General features: G+C 64.0%; 15 protein-coding genes and 1 pseudogene. 3 read left to right on the top strand and 13 right to left on the bottom strand.

Annotated elements, in window-relative coordinates:
- Nucleotides 1-3: 3 nt before the first annotated feature.
- Genes EPN80_RS01820 through EPN80_RS01800 form a run of 5 tightly spaced genes read right to left on the bottom strand, consistent with a single transcriptional unit; the run spans nucleotide 4 to nucleotide 4406 of the window.
- The gene (locus tag EPN80_RS01820; protein ID WP_293022953.1) at nucleotides 4-537 is read right to left on the bottom strand and encodes a hypothetical protein; all 534 of its coding nucleotides are present in this window, start codon (nucleotides 535-537) and stop codon (nucleotides 4-6) included.
- Entirely contained in the window at nucleotides 534-1340 is an 807-nt protein-coding gene (locus tag EPN80_RS01815; protein WP_293022950.1) for a TcpQ domain-containing protein, read from the bottom strand. Before EPN80_RS01815 ends, EPN80_RS01820 begins: the two co-directional genes overlap by 4 nt.
- The gene (locus EPN80_RS01810; RefSeq protein ID WP_293022947.1) at nucleotides 1337-2662 is read right to left on the bottom strand and encodes a TrbI/VirB10 family protein; all 1326 of its coding nucleotides are present in this window, start codon (nucleotides 2660-2662) and stop codon (nucleotides 1337-1339) included. Before EPN80_RS01810 ends, EPN80_RS01815 begins: the two co-directional genes overlap by 4 nt.
- A complete protein-coding gene (locus EPN80_RS01805; RefSeq protein ID WP_293022945.1) occupies nucleotides 2662-3639 on the bottom strand; it encodes a TrbG/VirB9 family P-type conjugative transfer protein in 978 nt (325 codons plus the stop codon). Before EPN80_RS01805 ends, EPN80_RS01810 begins: the two co-directional genes overlap by 1 nt.
- Nucleotides 3636-4406 (bottom strand): VirB8/TrbF family protein, encoded by a 771-nt coding sequence (locus EPN80_RS01800; protein WP_293022942.1) that lies wholly within the window; start codon nucleotides 4404-4406, stop codon nucleotides 3636-3638. Before EPN80_RS01800 ends, EPN80_RS01805 begins: the two co-directional genes overlap by 4 nt.
- Nucleotides 4407-4621: 215 nt before the next feature.
- Between EPN80_RS01800 and EPN80_RS01795 the strand changes: the two genes are divergently transcribed.
- Nucleotides 4622-4840 (top strand): hypothetical protein, encoded by a 219-nt coding sequence (locus EPN80_RS01795; RefSeq protein WP_293022940.1) that lies wholly within the window; start codon nucleotides 4622-4624, stop codon nucleotides 4838-4840.
- Between the two features lie 26 nt (nucleotides 4841-4866).
- Here EPN80_RS01795 and EPN80_RS01790 read toward each other — a convergent pair whose 3' ends face one another.
- From EPN80_RS01790 to EPN80_RS01760, 7 genes are read right to left on the bottom strand one after another with little or no spacing between them, the layout of a single operon-like run.
- Nucleotides 4867-5817: a type IV secretion system protein gene (locus EPN80_RS01790; protein WP_293022937.1), complete on the bottom strand. Its 951-nt coding sequence runs from the start codon at nucleotides 5815-5817 to the stop codon at nucleotides 4867-4869.
- A 9-nt stretch (nucleotides 5818-5826) separates the two neighbouring features.
- A complete protein-coding gene (locus EPN80_RS01785; RefSeq protein WP_293022935.1) occupies nucleotides 5827-6096 on the bottom strand; it encodes a hypothetical protein in 270 nt (89 codons plus the stop codon).
- Between the two features lie 10 nt (nucleotides 6097-6106).
- Nucleotides 6107-6880 carry a conjugal transfer protein TrbJ gene (locus EPN80_RS01780; protein WP_293022932.1) on the bottom strand — a complete coding sequence of 258 codons (774 nt, stop codon included), beginning with the start codon at nucleotides 6878-6880 and terminating at the stop codon, nucleotides 6107-6109.
- Between the two features lie 16 nt (nucleotides 6881-6896).
- Entirely contained in the window at nucleotides 6897-9491 is a 2595-nt protein-coding gene (locus EPN80_RS01775) for a conjugal transfer protein TraC (protein WP_293022929.1), read from the bottom strand.
- Nucleotides 9485-9823 (bottom strand): VirB3 family type IV secretion system protein, encoded by a 339-nt coding sequence (locus tag EPN80_RS01770; RefSeq protein ID WP_293022928.1) that lies wholly within the window; start codon nucleotides 9821-9823, stop codon nucleotides 9485-9487. Before EPN80_RS01770 ends, EPN80_RS01775 begins: the two co-directional genes overlap by 7 nt.
- 11 nt (nucleotides 9824-9834) lie before the next feature.
- Nucleotides 9835-10212, bottom strand: coding sequence for a hypothetical protein (locus tag EPN80_RS01765; RefSeq protein WP_293022925.1), 378 nt, complete (start codon nucleotides 10210-10212; stop codon nucleotides 9835-9837).
- On the bottom strand, nucleotides 10196-11269 hold the full coding sequence (locus EPN80_RS01760) for an ATPase, T2SS/T4P/T4SS family (RefSeq protein ID WP_293022922.1): 1074 nt from the start codon (nucleotides 11267-11269) through the stop codon (nucleotides 10196-10198). The genes EPN80_RS01765 and EPN80_RS01760 overlap by 17 nt, the downstream gene beginning before the upstream one ends.
- 85 nt (nucleotides 11270-11354) lie before the next feature.
- On the opposite strand from EPN80_RS01760, the gene EPN80_RS01755 reads away from it, so the two are divergent.
- Nucleotides 11355-11633 carry a type II toxin-antitoxin system RelE/ParE family toxin gene (locus EPN80_RS01755; protein ID WP_293022919.1) on the top strand — a complete coding sequence of 93 codons (279 nt, stop codon included), beginning with the start codon at nucleotides 11355-11357 and terminating at the stop codon, nucleotides 11631-11633.
- A gap of 12 nt (nucleotides 11634-11645) precedes the next feature.
- Nucleotides 11646-11948, top strand: coding sequence for a HigA family addiction module antitoxin (locus tag EPN80_RS01750; protein ID WP_293022916.1), 303 nt, complete (start codon nucleotides 11646-11648; stop codon nucleotides 11946-11948).
- Between the two features lie 196 nt (nucleotides 11949-12144).
- On the opposite strand, the pseudogene EPN80_RS01745 reads toward EPN80_RS01750, so the two are convergent.
- Nucleotides 12145-12543: pseudogene (locus EPN80_RS01745) on the bottom strand (lytic transglycosylase domain-containing protein); the annotation flags it as partial.
- Between the last annotated feature and the right edge of the window lie 351 nt (nucleotides 12544-12894).

Below are 12894 nucleotides of genomic sequence, written 5' to 3'. Positions count from 1 at the left end.
TTCTTATTCCTCCGAGAAATTATCGTTGCGCACCACCACGCGCTTGTCGGCATCGAGCACCTGAGCGCGCACGCCCAGGCCGGCGAGCGTGCGGCGCAGCAGGTCCGGCACCGACGCCGGCCGGGTCGCCCAATCGGCGTCGGCGACGAAGTGCCGCAGGCGCCCCGGGCTCGCGCCCTGGGCTTGCCAGTCGAGCGTCCAGCCGGCGCCCTTGAGCCAGGCGCCCAGTGCGGTGGTTAGGTCCTGACCGGCGCGTACGGAAAACGCCACGAGCGCCGGCTTAGCGTCGGGTGCAGAGAGAGGCCTGCGCGACGCCACCGCGGCCGGCATCGAGGGCGCGGCAGCCACGACCGCCTTGACGGCACGATCGCCCTCCGATGGCGCGGGCGCCGGCGAAGCGATCAACGGGGGCGCTGAAGCGGGCGCAGGTGGCGCCGGCGGACGATAGGGCGCGATATGGATCGCGGGGTCCGCCCAGGCGGCCCGCGTCACGCCGGTCAGGCTGCAGATCAAAAGGAGGGGCAACAGCGCTCTCATCGCAGCGTCTCCGCGGTGGTCGTGGTGGTAGTGGTCGAGGGGGAGGTCAGTTCATAGATGCGCACGTGGCGATCTCCAAAAACGGCGTTCAGCGGATAACCGGCCTGCCGCAAGGCGGTGAGGACCGCCTGCACGGCCGGCACGAAGCGGCCGGCCCCCAGCGGCTCGCTGGGGGCGGTGATCGGCGCCGCGATCGAGACATCCCACGAGACGGTCCAACCGGCCATGCCCGCCCAGCGCGCGAGCGCCATGGCGACCGTGCCATCCTGCGCGAGCAGCGCATAGGAGCGCGCGACCGGGCCGGTGGGCGTGGTCGCGCGCTCGAAGGACGTATCGTGCGTCGCGGCGTCTTCCCGGGTGCGTTTGGCGCGCAGCTGATCGGGCGTGACCGCCAAGGCGGCGGCGCCACCCTCATGGACCGGCGCGGCGGCGCCGAACGCAACCCCCTCGGGGCCCGCAACCGGCGGGCGCCAGGCGCGTACATGCTGCCGCCCCAGCCGAAAACTCAGGTGCGACTCCAGATGGGCGATCACCACATAGGGTGGCTCCGACTTCCAGGCCAGCAGGATCGCCCCGCCTGGCGTGTCCGCAAAAATCGCCGGGATGGGCGCGCCCGTCTGGAACTGAAGGTAGATCTGCTGGCCATCGTCGAACACCTGAATGGGCGCGACCGGGCCGCTCCCATCGATCGTCCAGGCGAAGTTGTACAGCGCGGGCGTTGCGTGGGCCGGTGCGGCGCCCGCCAGGGCAGGGGGACACAAGAGGCACAGCGCGGTGCCGATCGAAGTCAATAAACGTCTCATGACGCGTTCCGATTCACGATGTCCGGGGGCAGATCCATCTCGCGCGTGACGATGATGGTGATCTCGTCACCCGGGTCGACCGACAGGGTCGGTTTGATGGTCTGATTGCGCTGCAGGATGTGCTGCACAGTATCCGAGAGCCCCTGCGCCGCGGCTTGCGAGAGCGAGCCGGCCGGGTTCGCGCCGGACACGTTGATCGTCACGCCTCTGCTCGATGAATTGCCGCCGGCCAGGGCCGCGACCCCCGCAATGAGAAAACTGCTGCCGAACTGTTCCCAGAAGTGGCTATTGACCTCGTCCGCCGGCAGGCCCGCGGCGCCCGACACGTCAGCGCCCGGCAGCCCGCCGAGCGTGAGCGTGGCGCCGCTCGGAAACCGCACGCGGTTAAAGGCCATGAGGATGCGGTCCTGCCCCGCGGCAATGTCGGTGTCCTGTGTGCCTATCAGCACCGTGCCGGCCGGCATCACCACATCGCGCGCGTTGACCGTGTCATAGATATCTCGGATGACCATCGCGCGCACGGTGCCGGGTTTGTCGGTATTCATCGCTTGCAGCACCACCGCCTTGATGACGTCGCCTTCCAGGAGGGCGTAGGGAGATTGCGCCGGGCTGGGGACAAGCGGCGAGTAGGTGTCGTGCGTGGCACTCGCTTGCGCATCACTGAGCCAGCGCCGGTCGGCCGCAACCTGGCCGCTGCGGCCGGCCTGTCCGGCGGCCGCCAGCTCGGCGCGGGCGAGCGCTGCCTCGGGCGAGCCGTCCGGTGAGACGCCTGGCGCGGTATGCGCGTGGGCGAAGGGCACCAGGCGCTTGAGCAGATCGAGCGTCGAATCGGCTGGCGCAGCGGGCTTGGCGCCACGGCTGTCGGCCTCCCAGGCGCCGATGCTGCGCGTCTGCAGGACTTTCTGCGCCCGTGCGAGCGCGAGCTTGTCGGCATTGGACTCGGTGGGCGGCACCTGGAACTGCGCCGGCAGCGGGCCGGGGCGCGCCGCACCGGATGGCGCACTGGCGGACGCGGGAGGCGCGCCTGGGGGCGGGCGACGCGCCCGGATCTGCGCCTGGAGCCTATCGAGCGCGACTAGCTCCTGATGGTCGAGCTGGTCACGCATCTCCTCAGGCCGCCCTGCGGGTTGATTGGCCAGAGCGTCCTGGGCCCGCTTGGCCGCCTGTTGCGAGAGCGTCTGATGCGGCCCGAAGAGGTGCCGCGCCACCAGGATGACGATCATCGAGACGACCAGCACGACGAGCGCCACCTGCAGCAGGTTGCGGCGCGTGCGCGTGAGCTTTTGTGGGCCCGTCGAACGGATGCGCGGTGGCTCGGCCATCAGGGCGTCTCCCGCGACAGATTGACGGCGCGGCCCCGGCAGCCGAAGAAGCCGCAGGCGGGGCTGTGCCGGTTGAAAATCTTGATCTTCGCGTGGTTCAGAACCATCAGAGCGCCGTAGGGGAAGGTCTGCTTGACCAGGAAGAAGTCGCAGTGCGGCTCAGGCGGGGTGAAATTCACGATCTGCGCCGTACCGTGTTTGCCCAGCGCAAAGAGGGCCGGCAGATCGACGTGCCGCGGCATCTTGAGCCAGGTGAAATTGCCGTCATCGAACACCATCGTTGGCCTGAACGGCGCGTCGCCTTCGATGCGGTAGTCGAAGTTCACTTTGCCGATATCGACGCTGGGACCCGGGCATTCGGCCGAGCGAGAAGCCTCGCCAACCGGCGCGTGGCGCTCCTGGGGTGCGCGCGAAGACGAATCGCTATTCACCTTTTGAGGCGACGCGCCATGGCTGGTGAAGGTATCGAACGGACCGCGAGTCCCCTCATCGCCCTCGTCGTTATAGTCCCACTGGACCCGCAGATAGGCCGACGACGCATCGACGGTGCGAAATACCAGTTCGTATTGGCGCTTGTTGGTGATGATGGTGGCGGTATCGTCCACGCCATCGATCTTGGGCATGATGAAGAGATCGCGCTGGGTGACCTTCGACACCTTCGCATCCCAGCGCTTCAGATCGGAGAAGTAATAGCCCTCGATCCGCTCGTCCGGGGCGAACTGCAGGTGAGTCAGCACAATGGGGTTGGTGAGAATGGGGTAGCTGTAATTGGCGTCGTAGCTAAAGGTGACCAGGCGCGGATCGAGCGGCTCGGGGATGGCGGGAAATGCCGAGGGGCCCGCCGAAGGGCTCGGATGCGCGTGCGCGGCGACGCTGGCGTGGGCCGGCATCGGATGCGCCTGGCGCGGCGCGGCCGCGGCGACCGAGGCGAGGTTAAGGAGGGCGGCGCCCGCGGCGAGGAGAGTGCGCGGACTCATTGGGGCGTGCCTCCCGGGCCGTAGTAGGGCGTGAGCGTCCAGTCGGTGATGCGCAGGCCGATCGGGTCATCGCGGCGCTCGCCGTCGGTGAGCTTCTCGGGAGCCAGCAGGAGGCTGGCCGTGAGCATCTTGCGCTGGGTAGAGGTCACCGCGCCGTTCACCCGTTCGGTGAAGGTCAGCAACATGTAGGCGGTATGGCCGTCGGCCGAGAACGAGGTCGAGTTCTCGATGACTTCGCGCGTGAGGCCCGGCGTGTTGGCGACCCGGTCCGCGACGCGGTCGGTCTTGGCGAAATACTCGGAGAGTTCCTTTTTGGCCGAGCCGATGGTCCACGCGTAGGCGGCGGGGATGTCGACGTTCAGGGTTTGCTTGACGTCGGGCTTGATGGTCCAGGCGCGGGTGGCCCAAATGCGCAGGAAGTAGGTCTTGTTCAGCGCATCGGGGGAGTACTTTTGCGAGACGGCGTCCGAGATCCACACGGCCCCCGAGGCGGGATCATGTTCGATGAAATAGGGCTGAGGGCCGCTGCGACGCGCGCTGACGATGGCGGCAACGCCTTGCAGCACGTTCAGCGCGAAGAGCGCTGCGCACACCCACATGACGCGGTCGGCCGTCAACAGTGGCTTCTTGAACGCCGAGAAATACAAGGCCAGCGCCCGGGGCGAAGTGCCCGCCGGCGCGATATTCTGCGGCTGCGGCGCGGCGTGCCGCTCAGTCTCAGGTAACTGAGGCACGCGGGCGTGGCGTTTGCGTCCTAACAACGGCATCTTGAAATATCCTCAGATGGTGATAGACTGATTGCGTAGGTTCGCGGTGGATAGCTGGTTCGGTATCCGACAAGAACTGATTGGTGGTTGTGGCGCGGCGGAGCATCGCCGGCATATCGCGTACCCACGCGTGGGCAGACGGGAGCTTCAGGACCCGCGCCACGTGTGCGGCCTGAGTGACTCCCGGAATTCAAATGCTGTGTGGAGTCACCATCATGAAAACCTTCGCAAAAATTCTCCTGGGTGCCTGGACTGTCTTTCATTTGCCGCGCCTGCTGGCGGGCGGCATCGGCGGCATCGTGCGGTGGACACTCGTTATTGGCCTTTCTCGATTCATGTATTCTCTGGACCCAAGCTTCAAGTGGGCAACCATTGGTGCGATGGCAGGACTGATGGGACCGACAGTGTTGCGTTGGTACCTTCTGTTTGTATGAGCCCAGTCGACGAATGTTGGAAATTGTCATTTTGCGATTCTCAGCAAAGTTTTGCCGATGCTCCCCGATCCGAGGCCACTCACGCGACCGCCCGTACCTCCGGAGACCAAGCCATCCGCGTAATGAGGCACTTGCCACATCATCCACGCGGCGATCGCGCACATGATGGAGATCGCCAAGGCGGGCATATAGTTGGTGACGAAGAAGTCCGCCGTGGTTGACTGAGCCACGTATTGCTGCGCGAGTATTCCAATCTGCGGCATGCCGACGGCCAGGATCGTCATCATCGCGATCGCGATCAGCTTATAAAACGCGGCGCCGATCGTGAATCGCAGCCAACTGTTAAAGAGAAATTCCATCGGCGGGCAAACGTACCAAGCGACCATGACGGGACCAATGCCGAACGCCAACGCCAGCAGGAAGCTTCCCATCTGGATAACCGCCATATAGATGAAGGCGCAGATCAATAAGAAAAATACAGTGAGGCCGATGAGCAACCAACTAATGAATAACGAGGCGAGATTGGCCCAGAATCCGCCCGATGTAACCATGCTGGCGATCGCACCGAGCGTACTGCCAGTACTGGCTGGTGGCTTATTCATGGACTTGGTGTCTTCGCTGCGTACAAATATTTCAGCCGTAGACATCAAAGTCTCCAGCGGCGCCTGTGCATCAAACGCGCCCCCCGAAAGCGTCTGAGCCATCGACTCCGTGTTGTTGACGATGAGCGTCTGCAATTGGCTGGTCCAACCTCCGAGCATCACGAGCACCACGGCGGCTTTGATCCCCATGTTGAGCATGTTCGACGCAAAATCCACGAAGCCGTCGCCCAGCACGAGATTGAGCAGATACCAGGCCGTCATGATGAAAGCGAGCGTGCCGACGATCTCATATCCTTGCGGGACCAACCGCCCATACATGGCTTGGCCCGCATGCTGCATCGCTAGAAAGAACGTCTCGAATACCTGGGTGTTCATCGACGTGCCTCAGTAGAGCCAACCGGCCCAGCGCAGCGCCCACACGACGATCAGTCCCGTCGTGGCCGCCAGCCCCGCCGCGAGCATGCCGGGTTGATCGGCTTGCAATTGCAAAACGCTCCAGACGAACGCCATGCGCAGGCGCCGCGTGATCCGCCGGTCCGTCACCGGCGCATGCTGATCGAGCGCGCGCGCTTCCACGTGGCGTTTGAGCTGGCGCAGCATCACGCGTTGTTCCGGCCAACTGCAAAGGCGAATCAGGAGACGTCTGATGAGCATCGCGCGGCCCTCATTGACTGTCGTTAAGTGGAGAGAAACCGACGCCGCTGGTCCAGGCCTTCTCGCTATCGATCGTGCTCTGCAGCGCCTGTATGCGTTGCTGCTCTTCCTGCGCGGAAGCGGCCTGTGCGTTCGCCTCGCTGAGCTTGTCCTGCTCCTGCGTCACCACCTGGCGCTGCACCAGGCCCCGCAACTCCACCATCTCGCCCCCGAGCAGGTTGGCCTGCTGGTTCAGCAATTGCAGTCCCTGGACGTTGCCCGAGACCTGCGGAATCTGTGCCGAGAGCGTCTGCAGGTGCTGCGCCTGCTGCGAGAGGTTACTCAGCGTATCCAGATCGCTGTCCAACTGCTGCTTGTACTGCCCCCCTTGTTGCTGAGCCAGGTTGATATAGGCATTGAGCCATTGCAGCGGGCTCATGCCGGTCGTGTTCATCTCGGATATCCCATTGCTCAGCAGCGCTTGCGTCTGGGCCGCCGCGCTTTGCAGCGAGCCGACGGCTTGCACCACGCTCTTGAGGTCACCGATTTGCTGTTGATATGGCGCGAGCGTTTGAGCCAGCAGGTTTTGCGGAAGCTGCACCAGATTCTTGATCTGGTTGGCCAACTGCGAAATCCGGGTCAACTGCGCGGTCGCGTTTTGTCCGACCATCGTGGCCTGCTGCGACACCGAGGAGGCGAGTTCCACGTGATTGAGCAACTGCGTGACTTCCGTGGCGCCGCCCGTGGGCGAACCCAGCCCGCCGCCTGCGAAAGCGGCATTGGCCCACACGGCAGCTGTCAGCATGAGGACTCGGCGCGCGTTATTCACGGGTCATCTCCTCGAAATACCGTTCGCGCCAGTCCTCACGGCCGGAGGCCAGATGGCGGTTGAAAATCGCCTGGGCGGACAACTCGCTGCGCAAGACCGCCAGCGTGCGCGGATCGAGCGAGAGCGAGATGCGCCGCATGAAGCCGTCCTTGTTCGTGATGAAGTAATCGCGTTTGGGGACGCCTTGCGAGATCATCTGCATCTGGCCATCGTTCAGGCCCAGCTCGCGGAATGCAGCGCGCAGCGACTCGGTCATCGCCGGGTAGGGCAGGATGATGCGCGTGGGGACGTTGTCGCGAATCGCCGGGTAGATCGACGAGGCGATGTAGCGCTCGGGCGACTGCGCATCCATCCACACCATGCCCAGGAGCTTGCGCATGGTCGCGAGCCACTTGGCGATCTCCGTGGCGAAAAAGGGGATGTCCATCAGATGCCAGACTTCGGGCAGGCCGATGAACGTCGGCGAGATGCTGCCGGACGCCTTCTTGCGCTCGATCCGGTCGCGAATCCGATAGAACGCGTAGGCCATGAACGGCGCGGCCACATTCGGGCGCTGCATCAGCGCGCCGGTCTCGAAACCGACCAAGCCGCCGACCTGGTCGAACACATCCCGCACGTTGTCGAAATAATGGGCTTCGGTCGCCTCACCCACCCAGGGGCCCAGCTCGTCCTTGAAACGCCCCGCGTTGAGCGACACAAAAAGCGCATGCAGGCGCCAGTGAGCGCGATCGATCGAGCGCGTGGCGAGGAGTTTCTTCTCCAGATCTTGGCGATCTTCCGTGGTCGGCGCATAGCCGCGCAGCGAGGCGAGCGATTCGATCCAGTTCATCAGCCACTCGAAGTGGCGGGCGTCGGCCAGGAGCGAGAGCGGATTGAGGCGCGCCTCGGTTTGCTCGGGCTGGGTCGGATCGAAATACTGGCCGCCTTGCAACAGTACCGGAATGCGCGACGAGTTATCCCGGTCGAACAGGAAAGCGTCGGCCCCGGGAACCTTCCTCAACAGCGTCCAGACGAGGTTGACGAGCGTCGTCTTGCCCATGCCGGTCTCGCCCGAGAGCAGCGCATGGCCGAGATCCTCGTAGAAGCCGGTGAACCAGTAGGGCGTGCCGTAGTCGGTGGGCAGGGCGGCCAGCGCCGGAATCGGGGTGCCCATCTCCTTGGACAGATGGGCGTTCATCTCATCGCCGCGCGAGACGGTGCGCAGCGGCGAGAGACGGGCAAACACTTGGCTGTCGATGAACGACCAGCGGGCCGCCTCGCGCCACATGCCGGGAATCGTGATGGAGAAGGCCGACAGCGCATGCTCCTCCTCGCGCACCGGCGTGAAATGGGCGCCGTTGAACACGTCTTCCACGGCTTTTTGCGTCTGGACCAGTTGCTCGTAGGCAGCCGGTATCTCCTCGTCGTGCGTATAGTGCGGCGAGTGCGCCAGCACCGTCAGGTTGTACCAGCCGTAGGTCTCGCGCCCGCGCGAGACCTGCTCATAAATCGTCTGCGCCTCGTCGGCGGCCTCGGTGCGGGCACGGTTCTCCCGCACGACGTGAGTCGGGTCATTCTTGTTGAGCGCCTTCGACACGAGGCCGCGCAGGTTCAACGCGCGGTTGTCGTGATAGCGACGCATGCCCTCGACAAAGCGCTCGGTGACACCGCGCGGCGCCAAGCGATAGACCTGGGAGATCGTGATCTCGCCCGGCACCTTGAGCAGATCGTCGAGGGTCGACGGGTCCACCTGGTCCGGCCAGAAGTCGTGCCCGGACGGGATGCCGGTGGCCATCGCCAGTTGCCGATTGCCGTTCGAGGAGAAATACAAAAAATCGTCGCCAGGGCTCACGCGGGTGTCGCATAGCGTGTCGTCGAGAAAGTCGCGCAGCACCACGTCGCCGGTCTGGCGCGAGGCGGGCGAGCAGCAGCGGTGCAAGAAGCCGCCGAGCTGCGCCCCTGAGAGGCGCTGGAAGGAGAGTCCCGGCAGCCCCGAAATCAGCGCGGCGAGCATCTCCTCATAGCGATCCACGGCCCCGAGGAGTTCGCGCGAGGTGTAGGCGAAGGTCATCTGATCCGAGAACAAGCCGCGCGCGGCAAAGAGCAGCGCGGCCGGCACCGACTGGTTGTCCTGCCGCAGTGCATGACCGAAGCGCCCGACAAAGCGGTCCAGGCCCGCATTGGCGAAGAGGGCGATGGACAGCGTATGGTCGTTGACGAAGTTCGCTTCGCGCGTGAACGCATGGCGCCGCTCGTCATCGACCACCTGGGCGTAAGGCTCCGGCATGGGTAGCGTCGGATAGTCGCTCACCCGGCGCCGGTGCACGGTCCACCAGAGCGTAGCCGGATGGCGACTGAGCTGACGCAGCGCCAGCACCAGTTGCTGGATGAGCGACACGAGCCGCGCGCCGGCGATGCTGTCGGTGTCAGGCCCGCGATAGGCAAAGCTTGCGAAGAGCGACGAATCCTTGTTGACGATCACGCGATCGTTGAACTGGAACATCCAGGGCAGCAGCTCGGAAGTCGATCCGCCATTGCCGTTTTGCCGGACCTCGATGTCGCGCAGCGATTCGCTGTGCGTGGGGAAGTCGCGCGTGTGGTTCAGCATAGGCGCCCCCGTCCGAATCCCTCCGGGCGCGGGTTGCGCGGCACGGGATGGGCGCGCGGCTCGTAATAGTCGCGCTGATGGCGGTATTTGAGATAAATGTCGCAGCGATCCGGGTCACGGCGGGTGGCTAGCCACAGCACCAAGTGAATGGGCACATAGGCCAGCAGCAGCCAGTAGCTGTGCAGGACCGCGGCGAAGAGAAACACCAGCACCAGCACGACGACCGCGGGGCGCCGATCGGCGCCCGCCACGAGCTTGTGCTCCAGGAGTGACTTACGCACCTGGGCGCGCAAGGTGTCGTCGGCGGATTCAGTGGAGGGCATGAGGGCCATGGCAAGCGCGCTTAACCGCAGGCGTAAGCGTGATTGGTAATCGCACCGTAGACGACCGGCAGGTTCAGGAGCGCGAGCGTGCCGGCGCCGATACGCAGCGCGTTGAGCTTGATCGCGCTTTTACCGTCATCGAGCATCCACGCGATGATCATGCCCGCCGCGGAGCCGAGCGACACCGTCGTATACAGCTCGTTGTCGAGGATTTGGTTGGCCGCGTTGCACAGCGTGCCGTTCCACAGATCGGCGTGCGCCAGGACCGGCATGCCGGCGGTGAACGCCGCGATGATGACGGACAGGGTGCTGGGTCGTTTCAGGAAGGCGCGGGCTGCCGCCTTGAAATCGCGCCAGTCGGTGACGCGCCGGGCCAGGAAATTACGCAGCTTCTTCATAAGCGGATGCCTCTTGTTGGATTTTGGAGAACAGCAAACGGGTGAGGTAGCGGCCCTGGTCGTCGACGCCGAGAATCTCGCGGATCTCGCACGGCCCGCGGCTCGCACCGACGCGCTGGGCGTGAATCACAAAGCGGAAGGTGTTGGCAATCTGCCGGCGCAGATCCACGAGCGGCCAATTCTGCGTCTCGGGGGCCATGCGGATCATCGATTCGAGGCGGGGCAGGGCAAGCGCGGACGAATCGGCGTGAAACGACACGGCCGAGCCCGAGTGCCCGGTATTTAACGCGTCGAGCAAATCGAACGCCTCGGGCCCGCGCACCTCACCGACGACGATGCGGTCGGGCCGGCAGCGCAGGGCCAGGCGCACCAGGTCGCGCACCGTGATGCCCTGGCCGGGGTTGGTCTCGAACGACACGTAATTGGGCACGTGCACCTGGAGTTCGCCCGTGTCCTCGATCGTAATCAAGCGCTCATGCGCAGGAATCACACCGGTCAACGCATTGAGGAGGGTCGTCTTGCCGGCGGAGGTTGAGCCAGACAAGATGGCATTGATGTGGGCCTCGATCATCCATTGCAGAAAATCCAGCACGGCTTGGCCGCCATGCTTGAGGCCCGCGAGCAGTTGCGTCATGCGCCGCCGCTCGGCGCCGCTCACGCGCTCGTCGAACGGCACGACGTCGAAGGCGCCACGCTGGAGGTAATCGACCAGCGTGATGTGCCGCATCGCGTGCTTGCGGATACACATCATGTCGCCGCGCATGGCGATGGGCTTCTTGGCCGCGGCGATGCGCAAACCCGCCAGGCGCGCGTCGAGAATCGGGCGCGGTGCGCCCTTGTCGTTCATGTTGGCGATGATCGTGATCGCGGTCGACAGACCTGCCTCATCCAGGCGGATATCTGCCAGGTGCTCGATCTCGCCGGCCCGCTCGATACGGATGTCGTCAAACGCGTTGATCATGATTTCCTGAATGGTGGGGTCATCCAGCAGGGCGCGGATCGGCGCGAGGTGCTGCGCCAGGATCTGCAGCGCGTAGGCTGCGGTGAGCCTATCCACGGTCGCGCTCCACGATGTCGAAGCTCGGCACGTGACAAAGCGATCCACGTTGCCACATTACGTTTCGCGTAATATCATTGGCGTTATGATCAAATCTTTCCGATGCAAGGACACGCACGCGCTGTTTGCCGGTCGCTCGCCCAAGCGCTTTCGCACGATTGAAGATGTCGCCGTCCGCCGGTTGAGCGCGCTGGAAGCCGCCAAGGAACTGCGAGACTTGCGCTCGCCGCCCGGCAACCGGTTCGAGGCGCTCAAAGGGGATCGCCACGGGCAGTACAGCATCCGCATCAACGGCCAGTGGCGTATTTGCTTTGCATGGACGGAGCAAGGCGCCGTCGACGTCGAGATCGTCGACTATCACTGACAAGGAGATCGTATGACCAAAAACGGTATGCGTCCGGTCCATCCGGGCGAAATTCTGCGCGAGGACTTTCTGGTCCCGCTGGACATGAGCGTGAATGCGCTGGCGCTGGCGCTGAATGTGCCGGCGACACGGCTGCACGAGATCGTCAAGGAGCGGCGCGGCGTGAGCGCCGATACGGCCTACCGGCTGGCACGGTACTTCGACACGACACCCGAGTTCTGGCTGAACTTGCAGGCGATGTACGATCTCAAGACGCTGGCGACGCGAAACGAGATCGATCGCCGGGTGGAGCCGCGCAGTCTGGCCCATGCGTAAGAGCCCGGCAATCCGGAAATTATCCACGGCCGCCCTCCATGGTGTCCAAAGTGCTGTCGTGGGTGTCGTGATCAGAAGAAAAAAAAGCGGCCGGGACCGCGGGAGCAATCCCGGGCCGTAAAGTCTGGCGCGGGGTACGCCGGGTCGGTAACGGGGCGCCGGCCGGCGCGATGGCGCCTTCGGCCAGCAACTGGCGATAAATCTTGGCCTCGTAGGCGAGGCGCTTATCAGGAGAGGTCGCGTTATAGGCGCCGATGGCGTTCCAGTCGAGGCCCAGGCGGGCAATGTTCTGCGACAGAATCCAGGCGCCGACATAGGTGTTGACGCAACCGTCGAGCAAATCGCGCTCGTGAATGCCAAAGCGGGCTAATGTGGGCAACCAGGACGAATTGATCTGCATGCGCCCGATGTCACGGCTGCCGTTCGCATTGGTGGCGATGATGTGGTCCCGCATGCCGGATTCCTGCATCGCGATAGCGCGCAACAGGTGCGGGTCGACATGGTGGTAGGCGGCCGCGTCATTGAGACAGTCGGCTCGCACCACACCTAACCCTGCGTAGGCAAGCAGCAGTAATCCGGTCACTACTTGGCGCATTTTTATCGCACTCTAAAAAGACCACCGAGCGGGTGAGTTCGCCCGGTGGACCAAGACCAGTCAGCACAAGTGGCAGGCCGACGGGAGCACTGTAAAAAATGGGCAGCTAAATGTCCCAAAACTTGTTGCACATCATCACTGCACAAGCGACAACAAGTTCGACGCGATATTTGGCTTTCCGATAGTTTTTGGCTATGAAATAAAAAGACGTTAAAACACCAAAAACCGTAAGGGAAACAGAGGGTTGCGAAAGGAGAAGGGGCCTATCCAAAGGCCGCGCGCGATGCTAAAGCCTCGCTTTGCGCGCTTAACCAGCGCAAAGGCTGTTTAAGGGGAAAAGGTATTTCAATT

It is taken from the genome of Pandoraea sp. (assembly GCF_004297875.1).
GTDB lineage: Bacteria > Pseudomonadota > Gammaproteobacteria > Burkholderiales > Burkholderiaceae > Pandoraea.
Note: the sequence above shows the minus strand (reverse complement) of the source record. Positions and strands in the feature narration are given on the sequence as shown.